A 19,856-nucleotide genomic window follows, 5' to 3' on the forward strand; every position below is an offset into this window, starting at 1 on the left:
TTTCTTCTCTTGATTCTTTTTCGTTTTTTGATTTCATCCTATGTGTTTTTATCAGATTCACACTGATGAAGGATTCGCTGCGTTATTCTCCGGTTGGATCAGTCCGCCGATCAAACTGACTGCCTGACGGATTTGATCGCTGTCCATCTGCACGTCGAACTTGCCGCCCGGCATTTCACAGGTCATTGAAGCGGGATCCGCCGTGCTGATCAGAATGCCGCTGTTCCAGCTGCGGATCAAGCTGTCATCCGGTTCCTCTGCCGCCTGTACCGTGATTTCCGGCCACCCTTGTGCGCAATGCTCCCGCAGCTTCGCTTCCTTTCCTTTCAGGATAGCGCAGAGCGCTTTTTCCCGGCCCAGCTGATTCAAATAGACCAGCCTTGCCTGCGGAAAATGCTCGCGCAGCTGCTGCAAACCCAGCTCCGTTCCGGTTTCTTCCAGGAAACAGAACGCGATCGGCCGATTTCGGTAAGTACGGGCGCATTCCAGCATCGCAAACAACGCCGCATTCTTTCCGGCATTGCCCGCCGCCTGTCTGCGTCCCAGTCCGAAAGCAAGCAGGAAAGTCAGCGCCGCCATTAAAAACAAGTACCACCGGCCGTCCTCCCTGGTTCCCGCGATGCACAGCAGCACGCCCATCACAGCCAGCAGCACGCTCAGCACCAGCGTCACCGTCAGATTATCCAGTTGATTTTTCCGGTTCGCCGATTGATCAAGCAGCCGCTGCCGGCCGGGAATCATCCGTGCTTCGCGCAAATTGAAATCCGCGGCCACGATCAGACGGGCATGTTCCGGATCGCCGCCGATCAGCTGCTGCCCATGAATTCCTCTTTTCCCGATCAACGCCGTGCGGTAGCCCAACGTTCCCAGCATCTCGCTTAACTGCAGCAGCGTTCGTTTCTTCTGACCTGCGCTCTTGCGCCGCGCCATCCGCTGACACATCGTCAGCAGGCGTTCCTTCATGTTATCCTGAACCTCCATCGCGTTTCTTTCCTTTCCCAGTGAGAAAAGGCCGACGCACACAGCCGGCCTTGTTCCGTTAAAACTTTACGAGATCATGAACCATTTTTTTGTTATATTCCGGTGAAATCTGATGCGTGAGCAGAACACCATGATCTTCCAGAAAACGGAACGCTTCTTTATCTTTATCGTCGACAAACAAGCAAGCTTCCGCTTTGACCTTATTTTCATTATCTTTGGCGTACATGCCGCTGATGACAATCTCCTTCATGGAATAGCCGAGTTTGACCAGCTCCACGGCGTCGAAGATCTCTTTGAAAACAACCATCACGCGGTAGTCTTCCAGTTCATCACTGGTCAATAATTCATAGGCGTCCTGCGGGGAAACCGCGTCAACCTCGGCGTTGAGCGCCGCCAGTTCCAGCAGCATGACCTGGGTCGGATCGTTCGCCGTTTTTTCGTTGATCACCACAAACTCCTCGATGTTCAGCGCGCGCGCAAAGTTACTGACCTGGCCGTGCAGCATTCTTCCGTCCAGCCGATACTGAATAACTGCCATATTCTATTTCTCCTTTCAAATCGTAGTGAATTCCGCCCTGGATTACATATTGGAAATTACAGAATCAGGGAAATGATCAGCGAGAAGACGAAGATCAAACCGACCAGCTTTAAAGAAGAAACGTTCTTCTTATACAGCCATGCCAGACAGATCGTCAGCGCTAACGGCGCCAGACCCGGGATGATGTTGTCCAATTCCTGCTGAATGTTCAAAACGTAATCGCCGATCTGAATCGCGCTGGTCAGCTTGAAGCCGACCCAGGAAGGAATCAGCGCGCCGACCGCGGTCATACCTAAGATCGTGGCGCTTTCCATCAGGCGGTCCAGAATTCCGGACTTGTTCATATCACGGATAACCTTCATACCATTCTTATAGGTATAGAAGAATCCAAAATAGGAAATTCCAAAGTAGTACGCGTTGCCTAAGACAAAGAACAGGATCGCGCCGAAGATCGAGCCGTTCATTGCGAAGCCGGCGGCCAGTGCGCCGATGATCGCTTCAACGGTCGCCCGCAGCGAATCGCCGATGCCGGCCAGCGGTCCCATTAAGGACGCCTTGATCGTATTGACGGATTCTTCCAGCGCTGTGCGTTCCTCGCCATACGGCATATTGGCGATCTGTTCTTCCTGCGCGCAGTTCATACCGAGCGTGAAGCCCATCCATTCCGGCGTCGTGTTGTAGAACGCCATGTGGCGCTTTGCCGCAGAAATCTGATCTTCTTTGTTTGGATATAATTTTTTAAGAACCGGAGCCAGCGCCGAGAAATACTGCAGCGTCTGGAAACGTTCGTAGTTGATCGTGACCATCGGGAAGCAGGCGAAGCGTAAGAAGACGCCCATCAGTTCTTTGCGTTCCAACGAAATGATCTTGTTCTCGTTAACAGGCTGTTCCATTCTGTTTTCCGTCATTAGATCGCACCTCCTTTTCTCCGTTTACCCTGCGGGCCGAAGAAGAAGACAAAGATTGCCATCGAAACGCCCAGCAGCGCGATCGCCAGCAGCGAGCCGCCGAAAACGGCGCACATTACGAAACCGACGATAAAGAACGGAATGTATTTGACTTTATACATCATCGCCAGCAGCATGCCGAAGCCTAACGCCGGAAGCATACCCGTAGCGGCTGTCAGCCATTCAGAGATCCAGACCGGCATATTTTCGTTGACCATGGTAACAAAGCTGGAACCAAAGTAAATGCACAGGAAGACCGGGATGAATTCCGTAATGAAGAACACCAGCGAGCCGACCAGCTGCAGCCGGGTCATCTTCTTGTAATCCGCCGTTTCCGCGTATTTATCCGCAATATGCATTAACGGTGTGTTGATCGTCCAGGCCGCCATCCGGCCCAGCTGACCCATAACGGAAACCGGAACCGCGATCGCAATCGCCGTTTCCATTTCAACGCCGGTAATGATGCACAGCGCCGTCGTTACCGTCGTCGCCGTTGTGGCGTTGACCGGAATCGCCGCGCCGACGCCCTGCACGCCCATGTAAACCAACGTCAGCGTACCGCCGATAATAATGCCCGTTCTTAAATCCCCCAAAATAAGACCGACCAAAGCGCCGCAGACGACCGGTTTGGTTGTCTGTAAGTTGACGAAGCCATAGTTTGTCCATCCAAAGAATGCACACACAACAGAAACAAATAAAGCATATCCTAGTCCAATATTCATATTGTACCTCCTCTCTAGGATTTACCTTTATTGCCGCCCTCTCTTTTTGTTTTCCCAACCTCCTGTTCTAGTTAATTCAGCAGGCAGTCCCACCATGCCTACTTCTTGATATAATCAACAAATCGTTTTGTGATGCTCATCGGATTGGTAATCGCCGTGCCCACGACGATCACGTCGGCGCCGCATTCATACGCCTTTTTCGCTTCTTCCCGTGTCCAGATCCGGCCTTCGGCATTGATGAAGACCTCCGGGAATTCCTTGCGGATCTGTTCGATCAGATCAAAATCCGTTCCCAGAGCGTAACGATCCAGACTGTCCTCGGTATACCCGGACAACGTCGTCGAGATGATGTCCGCACCCGCTTCCACACTGTGACGGGCGTCGTTGATCGTGGCGATGTCAGCCATCACGACCTGATCCGGATACGTTTCCTTGATCTCGCGAATCAGCTCATAGGCTTTGCGTCCGTTGCAGTTAATCCGGTCGGTGCCGTCTACGGCGATGATATCGCTGCCGATCTCCCGCAGCACTTCGACTTCTTTCATCGTCGGGGTGATATACACGTCGCAGCCTTCAGTGACCACTTTCCAGATTCCGATCATGACTTTATCCGGAAAGGCTTCTTTGATCATCCGCACATTCTCCGGCCGGTTCGCCCGGAAACCCGCGCAGCCGCCGATCGCCGCGGCTTTGGCCATTCTCGTCATTTCCTCCGGGGGATTAAATGGATTTTCTTCCTCGTTGGCTTGACAGGAAACGATCAGTTTTCCTCGAATCTGTTGAAAAATTTCCTCTTTTCTCATAACGGCTCCTCTCTCTTTTCGTGTCCGCAAAGGTACACCTTTATAAAACTTATGCAAGATAGCGTGGAACAGAACTAAAAGAGGTAAAAATTAAATTATTTATTCATTTTGCAAATGTTATTTCAGGGTATTTTATTTAGTTATGAATTGAAAGCGCTTGCGTTTCAGAACGATGATGTTATAATAAAAACATGAAAGCGCTTTTATAAAGGTGTACCTTTATAAACGGCAGACAATTTCAGCTATTCAAGGGAGGGGATAGCTGTTTTTGTTTTCCGTGCCAAACGTTTGTCAAGGAGGAATTAAACGTGAATTATGGCTATGCGCGAGTATCTTCTCGAAGTCAGAATCTGGACCGCCAGATCGAAGAATTAAAAGCATTTGGATTATTGGAGTCCCAACTTTATGTAGATCAGCAGAGCGGAAAGGATTTTGACCGTCAGGCTTATCGCCAGCTGAAAGAAATTTTGCGGGCGCAGGATTTATTAGTGATTAAAAGCATCGACCGGCTAGGCCGCAATTACCAGGCCATTCTGGAGGAATGGGCAGATTTAACAAAACGGCAGGAAGTTCAAATCGTCGTGCTGGATATGCCGCTTTTGGACACCCGCAGCCGTCCGGATAACCTTGTCGGCTGCTTCATCAGCGATCTGGTGCTCCAGATTCTGAGCTTTGTCGCGGAGAATGAGCGGATCAACATCAAAACGCGCCAGGCGGAAGGAATTCGGATCGCTAAGGAAAAGGGCAAGCATTTAGGCCGGCCCCGCTACATCCCGCCGGAAAATTTCAGCCTCGTGGCCGCCTGCTATCTGCGGCATGAATGCACACTGCAGCAGGCTTTAGACCAGCTGCAAATCAAAAAAAGTACGTTTTATAAATACATCCGCAATCTCGATGCAGTATAATTAAATTAAGTAATGGATTGAACAGCGGACACCGTTGTGAATCATAGAAAGAGGATTGTTATGAAAACCAGAGAAAAAGGGAAAATCCCGGCACGGACTTCCTTGTTGGGCTTCGGCTGTATGCGTTTCCCCGTTAACGAAGATGGTAAAATCAACCGTCCGGAAACGATGAAAATGCTCGATTACGCCTACGAGCACGGCGTAAACTATATTGATACCGCCTATCCGTATCACAACTATGAAAGCGAAGAAGTCGTCGGTCAGTGGGTCGCCACCAAGCCCCGCGACAGCTTCTACCTGGTCACCAAATCCCCAACCTGGATGTGCAAGGACATCGCCGATTTCGACCGGATCCTGGAGGAACAGCTGACCAAGCTGCAGACCTCTTACGTCGACTTTTACCTGCTGCACGCCTTAAGCCGCGAACGGTGGGAGCATATCAAGGAAATGAACCTGCTTCCGCATCTGAAATCGGTGCTGGACAGCGGCAAGGTCCGCCGGATCGGCTTCTCGTTCCACGACGATTACGAGGTCTTTGAAGAAATCCTCAACGCTTATGACTGGGACTTCTGCCAGATTCAATTCAATTATATGGACACTGAGATTCAGGCCGGGATCCGCGGCTATGAGCTGGCAAAATCCCGGAATATTCCGATGACGATCATGGAGCCGGTCAAGGGCGGCATGTTAGCGAACGTTCCGGATGAGATCCAGGCGGAATTCCGGCGCGTTCATCCGGATTGGAGCGACGCTTCCTGGGCGCTGCGCTGGGTCGGCGGCCACGATAACGTCCAGACCGTGCTTTCCGGCATGAGTACGATGGAGCAGGTCATCGACAACGTCAAAACATTCAGCGAAATTGAGCCGCTGAATGCGGAAGAACAAGCGACCATTGAACAGGCCCGCCAGCTGTTCCAGGCCCGGATTCAGGTGCCGTGCACCGGCTGCCGCTATTGCATGCCGTGTCCGTTCGGTCTGGATATTCCGAAAAACTTCCGGCTGTTAAACACCGCTCACGTCTACAATGTCCAGGCCGCCCAGAAGGAAGGCTACGACGCGATGGACGTCGCCGCGAAAGCATCCCATTGTCAAAAATGCGGCGCCTGCAAAACGAAATGTCCGCAGCATATCGACATCCCGGCGGAAATGGAAAAAGTCGTCCGGGAATTTGAAAAATAAGCTCAGCGTTAAGGCGGAGTCGTTCCGGATTCTATCCCGGATCAAGTCCGCCTTTTTCTTTTACCCGGAGTGCGTTATAATGAAAAAGGAAAAACAAGAAAGAGGAAAATACCATGAGTCTTTTAGGGATCTCTCTCTACCCGCATCTGCAGTCAGAAGCGGTGATGAAACAACAATTAAACCTGGCGGTCACGCTCGGTTACAGCCAGGTCTATACGACGATTCAATCTCCTCAGGCCTGGGACGGTCCCACGCAGCTAAAACCTCCGTTTCAATGGCTGATCAGCGAATGCCGGAAACTGGGGCTGACGCTGCACGTTGATATCAACCGCCGGATCCTGGATCAGGTCCGCGCTGAACCTCAAGATTTATCGCCGTTTATCCATCTGGGCATCCGGATCATCCGGCTGGATTTCGGCTTCGAGGAAGATCACGAGCTGGTCGCGCAGATGACTTGCAACGAAGACGGCGTTTTGATCGAAGACAACGCGTCGATGCAGGCGGAGCCGATCAACCGGATCAAGGCGATCCAGCGCCACGGCAATCTTGAAAATTACATCGCTGTGCATAACTTCTTCCCGCACCCGGATACCGGCATGTCGTTTACCGATACGTTTAAAAACGCGAAGCTGTTTAAAGCCTGCGGCATCCGCACCGGCGTGTTCATCAATTCGCTGGATGCCGACAATCTGTTGTTTCCGTATGGTCATGGATTATGCACTGTGGAAAACCACCGTTACAAGCCGGCTTATTTAAGCGCCGGGGAACTGACGGCGACAGGGATGTTCGATTACATCTTCTTTGGCGACGGCAATCCTTCCCGTACCGAAATGGAACAGGTTCAGGAAATTGTTCATCAGCATTGCGTTTCCGTTCCGGTCTACTTTAATTCCCGGTTGGACGACGCGCTGCGTCAGAAGCTTTTGAACGCGGTGCTGAAATCCCGCAGCGATCAGCCGGAATTCATTTTACGGGCGACGCAGACCCGCGGATTAGGCCCGGTGGCAGCTCAGCCGGGACTGGACCGCGATAAGCTTTGCATTACGCTCGACAATGAATTATCCGGTAAATATGAAGGGGAATTGCAGATTGCTTTGAAAAGTATGCCGGGGGTAGAATATGCCACGGTCATCGGTCAGGTCGATATGTTGGCTGAAAATCTGATTTCCCTGATCCGCTATGGCAAGGTTGCCTTCCGTTTGGTTGAAGCTGAAAAGATTCAGAATGCCACGGTAGGTCAGGAACAGACGCAATCGGAATGATTTCCCGGGGAATGACGCTCTGTGACTCAGCAGCACAACCGCCGTCCTTCCAGATAAAATCGTTTTCCTCATTGGGAAAGCCTCAAATCTAAATAAAAAGCAGCGCTGATCATCTTGGGCTGCTTTTTATGTGTGTTGCGAGGTTTGCGTTCTTGCTTGATCCTCGCCGCCATCTAAAAACCGCAGTCAGACAAAGGTTGCTTATCCCTTTACCAACTGCGGTTTATCTCTTTTCATTACAGGCAATAGCGCAGCCGCAGCCGTTCCTTCCATTTCAACGACTTCCGGTTTGCGAATATTTGTTCGATCTCATCGATCAAGACTCGTTGTTCATAAGGCTGCAGCGGCAATTCCGCATAGATCTGTTTCTCAATCAGCGCCTGTACCCGCAGCATATCGGCCGGAGCGATGCCCGGGAGTTTCTGATTTACAGCTTGGGCTGTAGCTTCTGCTTTCCAGCCTGGCTGATAATCTACCGCCAGCGCTTTCATCAGCCTGATCATCAGCGCTTGCAGCACTTTATCCCGCGCAGACTCCGTTTTCCAGCGCCGCCGCCAGGATCTCATCCGCAGCTGCCGCCGGATTTCAAGGGCAGCCAGTGCGATTAAGCCAAGATCAGCCAGAGCCAGAAGCGCTTCCAGAATTCCGTGAATTGATACTGCCGCCGACACTTCCGGTTCCGCCGGCACCGGCGGCGGGTTGTCCTGCAGCTCGCCCAGATCGTCTGAATCCTCCAAGGCGGCCGTGGTCTTAATCTCCTGCGGTTGTTCCGCCAGCTGCAGCAGTGCAAACGTATCGTAATAACAGCCGGGGGTCACGTCGACGGGAATCCAGCCCAAACCATCCAGATAGACTTCGCACCACGCGTGGCTGTCCTTCTCCGTCAGCTCAGCGGTTCCATCCGGGCCGATCTGTTCCTTTGTCAGCCGGTATCCTTCCGCGTAGCGGGCGGGGATCCCCATGACGCGGAAAGCCATGACCGCCGCGGAGGCATACTGCACCGCGTTGCCTGTCCGGCTCTCGCTTAAAAACCAACGAATCGGATCCGCAGAAGACGGCGCTTGAGGCGGCGTTGAAGTATAGTGAACGTGTTTTTCGAGAACATCCCGGATCCGCGTCACAGCCTCATAAATTCCCGGAGAGGTCATCGGCTCTTTTAGAAATAGTTTTTGAATCAGTAATTCTGTTTCCGGATCCACATCCAGATAGCACTGATAAACAAAGCTGCGGTATATCGCTTCGGCCTGAACGTAACGAGTCTGCGTTTCGGTTTGCGGCGCTTTGATCCATTCCGGGGCATGAAGCAGCTCGCCCGGCTGATCGCTTGACCATTCTTCAAATTCAACATGCTGAACGCCGCGCAAAGCGCTGGCGCGATAGCCGGCATCCTGCCAACGCCGGACCGGGCCAGCAATGCTCTCTGCTTCCGCAGAATAAGGCAGATAGGGATATTTGCGGTTTGCGCCATGATTTTCTACGCGCATCCGGTTTGCTTCAAGCGCCGGTTCCGGGCTCTGTGTCAGCGCGGCAGCAGCTTGTGCGGCTACAGGGAAATTCTCAGCTTCCAGCCATTCCAGCATGCCTTCCTGCTTTCCCGCATAGGCGGCCTTCTGCAAAGGCAGCCAGCGGCCCGCTTCATACCGGCTTCCGGTATAACCGCGCAGATAAAAGGTTTTCAGCTGCTGCGTCGTGACGGTCAGCGCCGGCGCGTCCCCGGTTAATAACTGCGCGGCTTCCCAAAGATTACCCTGGGGCAGGGAGTCCCCGCCATACCGCAGCGTATCCAGACGCCCTGCCAGCGTCTTGCGCAGCTGCGTCATTTCCGCCAGCTCCGGATCGCTCCCGCTCAGCGGCAGAAGCAGAAGACCGATCATTCCCAGCCACAGCCAGCGTTTTCCCTTTGAGGCCGCGCCCACCCAGTCAAGCCAGAGGGCCGCCAGTCCGGCAAGCAGAAGGATCAACGCCCACGCAGACATCCAGCGCACCCGCAGTCCGGGCAATACGAAAATCAAAATTCCCAGGCCGATCCACCCTGGACGCTTGCGCCCGGTCCAGATCAGAATCGCAAGGCCTGTCAGAACTGCCGTAAAAAAGACGGAATAGGATAAGCGGGTCAACGTTGGATTCGCCAGCAGGCGGCGGGCGTCTTCCTCCGCAAGATTCCAAGCCTGAATCAATCCGTTTGCACAGGCCAGTGCCCCAGAGAACAACCATGGCAGCAGACACAGCATCAATCCCAGCCAGATCAGCGGCAAACATTTGCGTAACCGCGGCCGGTTGATTTTCAACAATCCTGCCTGAAGCAGAAGCAGCGCTGCGCCGCCCAGCCAGGGACCGGCAAGTTCGCTGCCGGGTCTTGCACAGAGCGCGGCCAGCTGCGCGGCAAATCCGGCAAGCAGAAGAAAACCCGCGATGATTTCCATCGCTGAACAGGTTTGTTGTTCATTTTTCTTCTGACGCCGATTTTTCGTCATGCTTTTTCTCCTAAATCAACAGCTGCACCGCAGTATTATCCAACGCGGACAGCGGCAGCTCAATCTGTTGACAGCGGCCTTTTTCCGCCATGTGAATCGTCTGTTGATCCGCTTTAACTGTGATCGCCGTCACGTCAAGCTGCGGATCCAGCAGGTTCAGCATCGGCGGGAAATCTCCGGCGGTCACATAAATCATTTTATTATATTGCTTCTGATCCCAGCGGCCCGCAAACAACCGCAGACCGTTGCCCGGACTGGCAGGCAGCCGCAAACGGATCCAGAAGGCCGCCAGCTGCGGTTCCTCCGCCGCTGACCGCACGGCCTGTTCCGCCAGCTGGGTCTCTGCCGCGAACACTGCCTGATGGCCGATGCCTTGTTCGATCAGTTTCTGACTGAGCGCTAACGCCAGCTCCACTGCCGCGGAAAGTACCGCTGCCGGCTGGTTATTCCATCCGGCGTCCAGCATTAAAATTGTATCGTAATGGCTCGTATCGCTGGCTTCCTTGACCACCATGGTATCGAGCTTGCTTGAAAGCTTCCAGTGGATCTGACGGATATCGTCCTGCGGCTGATAATCACGCAGATCGAAAACCTCGCTGGGATCGTTGCCTTTGCGGTTTTCATAGGCTGTTTCGCCTTCCTGAATCCCGTGCGGCATCTTTCTGATCTTTAACTCGACCGGGATCGGCCGCGGAAATGCGGTTAAGTGCTGCTCGGGCAGCGGCGGCAAAGACCGGACGCAAAGGCCGAACAGATCGCTGACTTCCAGCCGCTGGCAGCGGATCGTATATTCCCCGCAGCCCTCCGGTATCAGTTCTATCGCCAAGTCCGTTTCCCGGTTCAGCGCAAAAACTGCCGTTTGTTCCCCTCTTTGTCCGGTCAGATGATTGTCAACCTCCAGCCGGATATGCAAATGTCCGGCCGCCAACGTCAGCGCAGGATTCAGAGTCAGCCGATAGGCTGCCGGCGTGCCTCTGGGCACACTGCTGTCCAAACTGACTTCCGCGCGCATCCGCCGGACGTCCAAAAACAGGAGAATTTCCAAAACCAGCGGCAGGCACAGTCCGGCAAGCAAAACCCAAAACGTGAGTTTACTGCTGAAAAAACAGGTGGCAAGCAGACAGGAGGTTAAGAAAACAAGATAGCCCTGCCGGCATTTTTTCATGCCCCCAGGCCTCCGGATTTCTGTGGCGGCGCGATTTCATCCAGCACGGCTTCGAGCAGAGTCTGCGGCACAATCCCTTCAACCCGGGCCTGCGGCCGTAAAATCAAACGATGCGCGCAAACATCATTGAACACCGCACGGACATCCTGTGGCAGCACATAATTTCGTTCCTTTAAAACGGCGTGGGCTTTCGTCATCTGCGTCAGCGCTAAAACACCGCGCGGACTGACACCCAGCTCGACTGCCGGAAGTTCCCGCGTCCGTTCGCACAAACGAATCAAATAGTGCAGCACATCGTCATGAATCCGGACAGAGGTAAGATAATTCTGTACCTCGCGGATATTCTCACGCGACGCGATTTCTGTGATTTCATCCAACGGATTCACATAACGCCGGGCTTTTAAAATCCGCACCTGATCTTCCGTGGTCGGATAACCGATCGACAGCCGGACCATAAATCGGTCCATCTGGGATTCCGGCAGCGGCTGCGTCCCCGTCGTTCCCAGCGGATTCTGCGTCGCAATGCAGATAAACGGATCCGGCAGGCGATGCGTCAGCCCATCGACGGTGACGCGGTGCTCTTCCATGGCTTCCAACAGTGCGGACTGAGTCTTGGGAGAAGTCCGGTTGATTTCATCCGCAAGCAGCAAATTGCACGCCGCTGCGCCTTCGCGGTATTCGAATTGATTGGTCTGGCGGTTCAACATGCTGAAACCCGTGATATCGGAGGGCAGCGTGTCCGGCGTAAACTGAACCCGCTGATAATCCAGTCCCAGCGCTTTGGAAAAAGCCAGAGCCAGCGTGGTTTTCCCCACGCCCGGGCAGTCTTCCAGCAGGATATGCCCGCCGGCATAGATCGTCATCAGCACCTTGCGGATAATTTCATCCTTGCCGGTAAAGGCTTTGGATACCTCGCGGATAATTTGTTCTGATTGTTCAATAATCATGACTGTCCCTCCTGTGTCTGCGGCATTTCGCCGGATGACGGCTGCGCTGTTTCAGCCGGCGGCGTGTCTGCCGGAGCGGCTGGTTCTTCCTCCTCTGGAGCTGAAGCTGGTGTGGTTGTTGGCGGCGGGGAAGCCGGATCCGTTGGCGAAGGCGTGATTTCCGGTTTCTGCATGTCTTCCGCTTCATTCGAAGAAGCTTCCAACGGAACCGGCAGGGTCGGAGCCGAAGCCGGACTGACGGATTGACCGCCGAACAGCTGCCATGCCCGTTGTTCCCCTTCGTCCTGTTGTTCTTCCGTCATTTCGTCCAAACTGCCGTAACCCATCAGCTGCGTTTTCCATTGATCGACATAGACTTGCGTTAAGGCAGGATCTGCGAGGATCACACGAAAATCATCCGGCAGCGAATCGCCGAAATAAAACGGCATCGCATAACTCGGTACGACCAGCATCGGCGGCTGCGGACTATGGAAAACAACTTCTTTCAGCTCACGGCATTCAAAGAAAACCTCCGTGCCCAGCGCCGTCAGGCTGGCCGGCAGTTCAATGGTTTTCAATGCGGTATTGGCAAACGCGGCTTCGCTGATCATGTCCATTACGCTGTTCTGAGCAAACTCAACGGAAGCCAGTGAGGTACAGCCGGCAAAGGCGAAAGACTCGATCTGAGTCAAAGCCGACCCCGGAAACCAGACGGCTTCTAAATTCCGGCAATCAGCGAAAGCCTGAATTCCGATATATTCCAAACTCTCCGGCAGCGTTAACGTTCCGGAAATTCCTGAATTTTCAAACGCGTTATCCATGATCCAAACCAGATCCCCCATATTGGTCAGCGTAAACGGTTCAATGCAATTTTTAAACGCAGCTTCATCGATCCCCTGCGTATGCGGAAGCAGTTCGATTTCTCCCGTCACATTCCATGTCGCCTGCAGCGCCGCCAGCAAATCAGGATCCTGAGCCGATCCGCGGCCGTATAACAAAGCCGCATCCGTTATCCGCTCCAGTGAATAGCGCTGATTTACAAAGCTGAAACTCCATGGATATTCATATTGGGAATAGGTATCCTCCGGCGCGAACCCTGCGGTTGACGGCCGGTATCCGTCAGAGAATTCCGCATTTTTGGCATTGAACGCCGCAAAATGCAGCTTCGGCGCGCCTTCCAGCGCCTGATCCTGCACGATTATCTTTTGGGTATTCAGGCTGACCAGGCCTTCCAGCTGAGGACATTCGGCAAAGGCATGCCGGCCGAGAGTATGCACGCTTTCCGGAATTTCCACCACCATCAGCGCGGGATTTCCCAAGAAGGCCCGGCTGCCGATCACGGTCACCGCCTGCGGCCAGTCGCCAGCCTGTAAGAATGCCGGACAATTCGTCATGCTTAATAAAATCTGTTCCTGACCCACCGTCAGAATTTCATAGTCTGGTTCACTCTTCAGCGTCAGTTCTTCCGCAGTCTGCAGCAGCTCCGGCTGTTCCTGAAGCAAAGAGGCCCAGCGGCTGCGGTAACTTTCCGCCTGCGCGGCGCTGACCCAGACCTGAACGGCCGTCGCATCCGCAAAGGTGTCCGACTGAATCTCCGGTGCCTGACCCAGACTCACGATCTGCGGAATGTTCGCAGGAATGCTGCCGGAATCCAATTGTTTCACACTGGCAGGCAAAAGCAGTAAACCCACATGTTCCAGATTTTCCAAAGCACCCGGAAGGATTTCAACAACGTTTTCAGGAATCCGGACGATCCCCTCCGCGCTTTCCAGCATCCCCAACAGCTGCGTGCCGTCTTCTGAAAGCAGCGCTTCGCCATCAATCCGGTAGCGGATAGCCAGTCCATCTTCGCGGACCAGCTGGTTATCGTCAAGTTTGCGCCCCCAACGGGAAAGATAATGCCACTCAGCGCCGGAAGGCACAACGATCTGCGCCTGGTGAAGCTGGCTAAGATCCATCTCCGGCGGCTGATCGGAAGTCAAAACGAGCCGCTGAATCTGATTGCCTGCGGACAGATTTACTTTTTCCACCTGTTCCCCAACCCTGACTTCCTTTATCGACAGCGGAATCTGAAGCAGCTCCGTCTTTTCTTTATTATAAAGGTAGCCCGCCTCTGAACTTAACGCTGGATTCTCAGGATCAACCGACCAGCTCAAAGCCGGCGTCAGCTTCTGATCGCTGACCTTATACACCGACTGGGGCAGGAAAACCGTATCGGGTGAAGCGGAAAGATCGACCCACTGAACGCCCTCCGGAACAACAAGCGACGGTGATGGCAACGCCCATCCGGTCAGCGTCTGTACGGACTCCAGAAATGCGAACGAATCCTCATCCGGATCTTGTTTCCAATAGACTTCCAGATTTTTATCCAGTTTGACCAACGGCAGCGGAAGCAGGACCTGCCGTCCCGGCTGATCCGGAACATATTGCGGATTCACCGCGGTTTTTCCATCCCGCGACCAGCCTAAAAACAAGTTGTCCAGCGGTCCTTCCTGTTCCATCATGGAATGATAATAGTAAATCAGATTGATCTGCGCCCCCGGACTGTACGAAGCCAGATAGTCGCCGGTCTGCCAGTTCTGGACAAAAATTTTATAAGGCTGAATCGTGTAGTCAACCGTGATTGTCTGCCACGGACTTTGTGGATTTCTCCGGATCCGAAATTCAACGGAAAAATCCTCCAAAGCAACCGGCGGATATTCGCCGATCTCAAAGTTTTCGCCGTAACCTTCAATCCGGTAGATTTCGCCGCCTTCCCGGATGTAGAAATTGGCAGCGCATAACAGCTTCCAGTCGTTTAACACAGCGCCGTAATAAATCAAACTGAGATCGCCTTCATAGATGCTGATTTCCAGTTTCTGATCACTTCCTGCCGGCAGCCCCTCCTCAGGAAACGGCAGAGTACCCCAGAATTCGAAGATATCCGGCGGCAGTTCAGGGACCGGATCCGGATCCACAATCGGATCGACATCTGGTTTTTCACTCGGCTCCGTTCCGTTCTGAGGATCGCCGTCCGGCCGTACAATCACATTGCCGCTGTCCGGATCGATGATGATCTGCGCGCCCTGGCCCTCCCCGCCGATTACCAGCTGATGCGCGTCATCCGCGCCGGTTTCCTGCAGCCTGTCTTCAATTCCGGGATTTTGTTTCGGTTTCTGACGATCCTCAGCCGCGGGGTCTTGCTTTAAAAGATCATTTTCATTTTCACCGCCCGCCTGCGTGTCCAGCGGATCCTGATCGGAAAAGAGAATCGGATTCTCCTGAAATTGATCGTTCAGCGTCATCCGGGACGGATCAAATAAATTGCCGGACTGATAAAGCTTCCACAACGTCATCCCCGCCGCAATCAGAGCGAGGATTCCAACGGCAGCCAGGCTCATGCGTGAAATCGCCTGCTTCTTGTCTTTCATAGAGAATCCCTCATTTTCAGCGCTTCCGCCAGTGTTTTCTGCATTTCCTCAAAGTTGATCGGTTTAGAAAAATGACCGTTCATTCCCGCTTCCATTGAAGCCCGCTGATCCTCGACGAAAGCGTCGGCGGAAAGCGCGTAAATCAGAATCTGACGGGCATCCTCCCGGGGCAGAGCCCGGATTTTGCGGGCGGCGGTCCGGCCGTCCATCACCGGCATCTGGATATCCATTAATATTGCGTCGTAGGTCTGCGGAGCCTGTCCGTCAAACATCGCGACCGCCTGAGCGCCGTCATGGGCGATATCCAATGTCGCGCCGGCCATTTCAAGCATACTCTCGGCAATTTCCGCGTTGATTTCATTATCCTCAGCCATCAGGAAATGCCGGCCCTGCAGCGAGGCGGATTCCGCGGACGTTGAAGAGGCTGCCGCGTGTTTCGGTTTCACCGTCTGATCCGCGGCCACCGGCAGATTCAGCAGCACTGTAAAATCTGTCCCCTGACCTGGCGCCGTGTCCACAACGATCTCGCCGCCCATCAGCTGCACGAGCTGGTCCGTGATGGCCATGCCCAGACCCGTTCCGCCATATTTTTTCGTTACTTCCGTGCTTTCCTGTTCAAATGGATGAAACATCCGGCTGATAAATTCCGGTTCCATGCCAATTCCCGTATCATGAACACGAATCAAAAGATCCAGCCGTCCGTGGTTGCGCTGCATCTGACGAAATGTCACGCGGATCTCGCCCTGTTCCGTAAATTTCATGGCATTGGAGATAAAATTAATCACGACCTGGGAAATCCGCAGCTCGTCGCCGATTAAATTATGGACGTCAAAATCAAGCTGCTCCACGATAAACCGCACACCCTTGCTTTCTATGTTTTTCTGGAACAGACTGCGCATTTTCTCCGCTAAGTCGTCAATATCAAAGACTTTTTCTTCCAACTCGATCCGTCCGGCTTCAATTCTGGACATATCGAGAATATCGTTGATCAGTGAAAGCATGTACTGCACCAATTCCTCAGCTTTGTGCAAATAAACGATCGCCGGCGCGTTTTCGTCAAGCGCGTGATGCGCCAGCGTCAGCATCCCGACGATTCCGTTCATCGGCGTCCGGATTTCATGGCTCATCTTGGACAGGAATGTGGTTTTAGACTGACTGGCTTTTTGTGCTTCTTCCAGCTGTGCCTCCAACGCCCGCAGACGCTGCTCATTTTCCGTCCAGTCTTCGAACAGGAATAAATCGGACTTCTGATCGGCGCTGCGTTCTACCGTTAACCGCAGCCAACGGCCGGTGGCCGCCGCCCTGAATTCCTGACAAAGCCATGTTTTTCCATCCCACTCCTTATACCGTTTATAAAATGCCCGGCTTTCCGCGGGATCAGCCAGCTCCATCAGCTTCCGGATATCCCCCTGCAGCTGGGAAAACGACAGGCCGGTCAGCGTACTGAAACTGCGGGACATCGCCAGCGGCATGGCATCGCTTAACCGCAGTGTCAAAAGCGCGGCCTTTGTCTTTTTTAAAAGAAGCTCATCACCCTGGTTTTCGGCTGACGACTCCCTTTTGTTTTTCTTCTGAACGGCTTTCAAATGCTGCCAGAAGGAGAATAGAAAAAGCGCGGCCAGCAATTCCGCGAGAAAAAACAAACCCAGCATCAAGACCGGACCGAGCTTCGTCAACAGCGTCCCCATCGTAGTCTTACCCTCTTTCGGCAAGCAAAAATGTCATCGCTTTTATTTTAGCATTATTCCTTACAAAAGTATAGAAGCAGGACAGAATCCTCCGAAACTCAACCGATCTTGAACATTTCTTATCTTCTAAGAAGCTTTCGAAACCCATTCCGCAATGAAAATTCGTTCTCCATTTCTGCACCGGACTGACCGGCGGGAAAACTCACTCCAGCGGATCAGCCTGGCGAACCTGAATTTCAATCCTTCCAAACAGCTGCGCCGGCTCCTGCACCGCCAGATCATCCAATAGAAATTCGCCGTAGGCATCACCGGCGATCACCAGTCCTTGATCGTCGATAAACTGAATCAGCCGCTCGAAGACATCCATAGCTTCCAACAGATTGCTTCGTCCATAGGCCACGGCATACAATCCAGCTGGTTTTACCGTGTTGGGCGTCGTCTTCGCTTTCAGATAATATTGATAGACCGGACTTTCACCCGGACAGATCAGATCTTTCATCGTAATTTTTACACCCATCGGATAGCCCAGATTCACGCCTTGTTCCCCCGCGGATTCATAGGCATAAATTTCCGCCTCATCTTCGCTGAAAGAAGCTGGAGGGAGCGGGCAGAGGAAAATCGGTTCCGCCTCGCGTTGTTCCAGCGTCAATTCCCCCTCGGTATGACGCAGCCCTTCCCGGGCCATATCGGCATACAGCTTTAAGATCTCGCTGGTTTCCTGCAGCTTTTTGATCTCCGCCTGAATTTTCGCTTCCTGTTCAGCAAACAAACCCAGCATTTTTTCCGGCGTGCGTTCCGCCGAATAGTGCCGGATATCTTCCAAACCGACGCCCAGCAGGCGCAGACCGCTGATCAGATAGGCTGAGCTCAGCTGCCGGCGAGTATAGTAGCGATAGCCGTTTTCACCGCGGATTTCAGGCTTTAACAAGCCGATCCGATCATAGAAACGCAGGTTATCCCGTTTGATTCCGGTCAGCCGGGAATATTCCAAAATGGATAAATTCTTTTTTTGTCCCATAAAACCTCCTGAAAAGTTCTTCATCAGGCTTGACATTGGAGTCACTCCAAGGTCTATTATACCCCTTGTCGGATCCGTTACAAGCACTTATCCAAGGAGGTTTCCATGATTTATTTAAAACAATATTTATTTCAGCACAAAGGCAAAGTCCTTTTAACTGTGCTGCTGCTTTTGGGTCAGGTCGTCGGAACTTTGTTGATTCCGGCGCTGTTAGCCGAGCTGGTCGATCAGGGTATTCTTGCGGGCAACATCTCCGTGATCTGGAATACCGGTGTGAAAATGCTCACGGTGACCGGCCTGGCCACCGCCGCGGCGGCTTGGGGCAGCTGGGCAACCAGCGATCTCAGCGCGGCGTTCGGCCGGGAAATACGGCTCAAGGTGGTCCAGAAAAGTCAGGCGCTGGCGATTCAGCAATTTGACCAGATCGGCATCTCGTCGATGATCACCCGCACGACCTCAGATATCGCCAATTTAGAGCGGACGATTGGGATGGTCTTTCAGATGATCGTTCCCGCGCCGCTGATTGTGATCGTTTCCATTATCATGACGGTACGCGCTCATGCCGCCATGGCCCTGATTCAATTTCTCTTTATGGGACTGCTTTTAGGCCTTGCGGCCTTTGTCCTCAAGCGTTCGGAAGCGCTCTCCCGCACCGTGCAGGTTCGCCTGGACCGAATTAATCAGGTCGTCCGTGAAGCAGTAACCGGGGTGCGGGTAATCCGGGCTTTCGGCAATGAGGATTATGAAGAACAGCGGGCGGGGAGCGCTTATCGCGATTACGCAGACACGATGATCCGGCTGAATCGGCTCTTTGCCATCGTCAATCCGATCGTCTGGCTGATGATGGGCGCGCTAATGGCGTTGATTCTGGGCGTCGGCGGCGGATTGGTGCTCAGTCAGGCAATGGCCCTCGGACAGATCAGCGCCGTGTCAGAATATTCCATGATGACCATGGCTTATCTGATCATGGCCGCTTCGGTCATGACGACCCTTCCCAAAGCCAGTTCCTGTCTGAGCCGGCTGAACGAACTGCTCGAGCTGCGGCCGGCAGTCAACGACGGCGGACTGGTTACGGCAGCCGCCCCCGCAAAGACGGAACCGGTTCTCGTCTTCGATCATGTTACTTTCGCTTATGAAGGCGCGGAAGAACCGGTGATCAGCGATTTGTCGTTCTCCCTGTCTTCCGGTCAGACCACCGCGGTTATCGGCAGCACCGGATCGGGGAAAAGCACCCTCGCCGATCTGATTTTACGGCTGCACGATCTCCAGACCGGTCAGATCCGGCTGCACGGAACGGCGTTGCCCGAGTATCCTCAGCAAGCGCTGCGCGATCACATCAGCTGCGTACCGCAGAAAGCGTTTTTGTTCAGCGGCACCCTCGCCGAGAATCTTCGCATGGGACAAAAGGACGCGTCGGAAGATCAGTTATGGAAGGCGTTGAGAATCGCTCAAGCCGAGGATTTCGTCCGCCAGCTGCCGCAAGGCTTAAACGCACCGGTCGCTCAGGGCGGAACCAACTTCTCCGGTGGTCAAAGGCAGCGGCTGGCCATCGCCCGGGCTTTAGTGAAAGAAGCGGATATCTTTATTTTTGACGACAGTTTTTCCGCGCTGGATGGTCGGACCGACGCTGCTTTGCGGCAGGCTTTGCGCGCGCAGTTAACCCGGCCGGCGAAATTAATCATCGCCCAGCGCATCAGCACAATCCGCGACGCCGATCAAATTCTGGTCCTCGATCAGGGCCGGCTGGCCGGCTGCGGAACGCACGAGCAGTTAATGCAGAGCTGTCCGGCCTACCGCGAAATCGCGGCCAGCCAAAGTCAGCGAAAGGAGGCTTAAAC

Annotated in this window: 15 protein-coding genes; 4 read left to right on the forward strand and 11 right to left on the reverse strand. The window is 53.5% G+C overall.

Features of this window, described 5'->3' with window-relative positions:
- Positions 1 to 57: 57 nt before the first annotated feature.
- The 5 genes from DWY25_RS12405 to DWY25_RS12425 all read right to left on the reverse strand — a co-directional run bounded on the left by DWY25_RS12405 (position 58) and on the right by DWY25_RS12425 (position 3,991).
- Entirely contained in the window at positions 58 to 981 is a 924-nt protein-coding gene (locus DWY25_RS12405; RefSeq protein ID WP_117895487.1) for a hypothetical protein, read from the reverse strand.
- 58 nt (positions 982 to 1,039) lie between these two features.
- Complete coding sequence (locus tag DWY25_RS12410; RefSeq protein ID WP_006057365.1) at positions 1,040 to 1,519, reverse strand: PTS sugar transporter subunit IIB; 480 nt, start codon at positions 1,517 to 1,519, stop codon at positions 1,040 to 1,042.
- A gap of 56 nt (positions 1,520 to 1,575) precedes the next feature.
- On the reverse strand, positions 1,576 to 2,427 hold the full coding sequence (locus tag DWY25_RS12415) for a PTS system mannose/fructose/sorbose family transporter subunit IID (protein ID WP_006057366.1): 852 nt from the start codon (positions 2,425 to 2,427) through the stop codon (positions 1,576 to 1,578).
- Positions 2,427 to 3,188, reverse strand: coding sequence for a PTS mannose/fructose/sorbose/N-acetylgalactosamine transporter subunit IIC (locus tag DWY25_RS12420; protein WP_006057367.1), 762 nt, complete (start codon positions 3,186 to 3,188; stop codon positions 2,427 to 2,429). Before DWY25_RS12420 ends, DWY25_RS12415 begins: the two co-directional genes overlap by 1 nt.
- A 98-nt stretch (positions 3,189 to 3,286) precedes the next feature.
- Positions 3,287 to 3,991 (reverse strand): N-acetylmannosamine-6-phosphate 2-epimerase, encoded by a 705-nt coding sequence (locus DWY25_RS12425; protein WP_117895488.1) that lies wholly within the window; start codon positions 3,989 to 3,991, stop codon positions 3,287 to 3,289.
- A 308-nt stretch (positions 3,992 to 4,299) separates the two neighbouring features.
- On the opposite strand from DWY25_RS12425, the gene DWY25_RS12430 reads away from it, so the two are divergent.
- The 3 genes from DWY25_RS12430 (at position 4,300) to DWY25_RS12440 (ending at position 7,337) form a co-directional block, all read left to right on the forward strand.
- The gene (locus tag DWY25_RS12430) at positions 4,300 to 4,896 is read left to right on the forward strand and encodes a recombinase family protein (protein ID WP_117895489.1); all 597 of its coding nucleotides are present in this window, start codon (positions 4,300 to 4,302) and stop codon (positions 4,894 to 4,896) included.
- Positions 4,897 to 4,956: 60 nt separating this feature from the next.
- The gene (locus tag DWY25_RS12435) at positions 4,957 to 6,075 is read left to right on the forward strand and encodes an aldo/keto reductase (RefSeq protein WP_117895490.1); all 1,119 of its coding nucleotides are present in this window, start codon (positions 4,957 to 4,959) and stop codon (positions 6,073 to 6,075) included.
- 113 nt (positions 6,076 to 6,188) lie between these two features.
- On the forward strand, positions 6,189 to 7,337 hold the full coding sequence (locus DWY25_RS12440; protein ID WP_117895491.1) for a MupG family TIM beta-alpha barrel fold protein: 1,149 nt from the start codon (positions 6,189 to 6,191) through the stop codon (positions 7,335 to 7,337).
- Positions 7,338 to 7,573: 236 nt separating this feature from the next.
- Here the strand turns inward: DWY25_RS12440 and DWY25_RS12445 are convergent, their stop codons facing one another.
- From DWY25_RS12445 to DWY25_RS12470, 6 genes are all read right to left on the reverse strand, one after another.
- Complete coding sequence (locus DWY25_RS12445) at positions 7,574 to 9,811, reverse strand: transglutaminase-like domain-containing protein (RefSeq protein ID WP_117895492.1); 2,238 nt, start codon at positions 9,809 to 9,811, stop codon at positions 7,574 to 7,576.
- A 10-nt stretch (positions 9,812 to 9,821) separates the two neighbouring features.
- Positions 9,822 to 10,976: a DUF58 domain-containing protein gene (locus DWY25_RS12450; RefSeq protein ID WP_117895493.1), complete on the reverse strand. Its 1,155-nt coding sequence runs from the start codon at positions 10,974 to 10,976 to the stop codon at positions 9,822 to 9,824.
- Entirely contained in the window at positions 10,973 to 11,923 is a 951-nt protein-coding gene (locus DWY25_RS12455) for an AAA family ATPase (protein WP_117895494.1), read from the reverse strand. Before DWY25_RS12455 ends, DWY25_RS12450 begins: the two co-directional genes overlap by 4 nt.
- Positions 11,920 to 15,312: a leucine-rich repeat domain-containing protein gene (locus tag DWY25_RS12460; protein ID WP_117895495.1), complete on the reverse strand. Its 3,393-nt coding sequence runs from the start codon at positions 15,310 to 15,312 to the stop codon at positions 11,920 to 11,922. The genes DWY25_RS12455 and DWY25_RS12460 overlap by 4 nt, the downstream gene beginning before the upstream one ends.
- Positions 15,309 to 17,000, reverse strand: a complete 1,692-nt coding sequence (locus DWY25_RS12465) for an ATP-binding protein (RefSeq protein ID WP_117895496.1) — start codon at positions 16,998 to 17,000, stop codon at positions 15,309 to 15,311. The genes DWY25_RS12460 and DWY25_RS12465 overlap by 4 nt, the downstream gene beginning before the upstream one ends.
- A 202-nt stretch (positions 17,001 to 17,202) precedes the next feature.
- The gene (locus DWY25_RS12470) at positions 17,203 to 18,018 is read right to left on the reverse strand and encodes a MerR family transcriptional regulator (RefSeq protein WP_117895497.1); all 816 of its coding nucleotides are present in this window, start codon (positions 18,016 to 18,018) and stop codon (positions 17,203 to 17,205) included.
- A gap of 105 nt (positions 18,019 to 18,123) precedes the next feature.
- On the opposite strand from DWY25_RS12470, the gene DWY25_RS12475 reads away from it, so the two are divergent.
- Positions 18,124 to 19,854, forward strand: coding sequence for an ABC transporter ATP-binding protein (locus DWY25_RS12475; RefSeq protein ID WP_117895498.1), 1,731 nt, complete (start codon positions 18,124 to 18,126; stop codon positions 19,852 to 19,854).
- Positions 19,855 to 19,856 lie beyond the last annotated feature (2 nt).

It is taken from the genome of Holdemania filiformis, assembly GCF_003459085.1.
Taxonomy (GTDB): Bacteria; Bacillota_I; Bacilli_A; order Erysipelotrichales; family Erysipelotrichaceae; genus Holdemania; species Holdemania filiformis.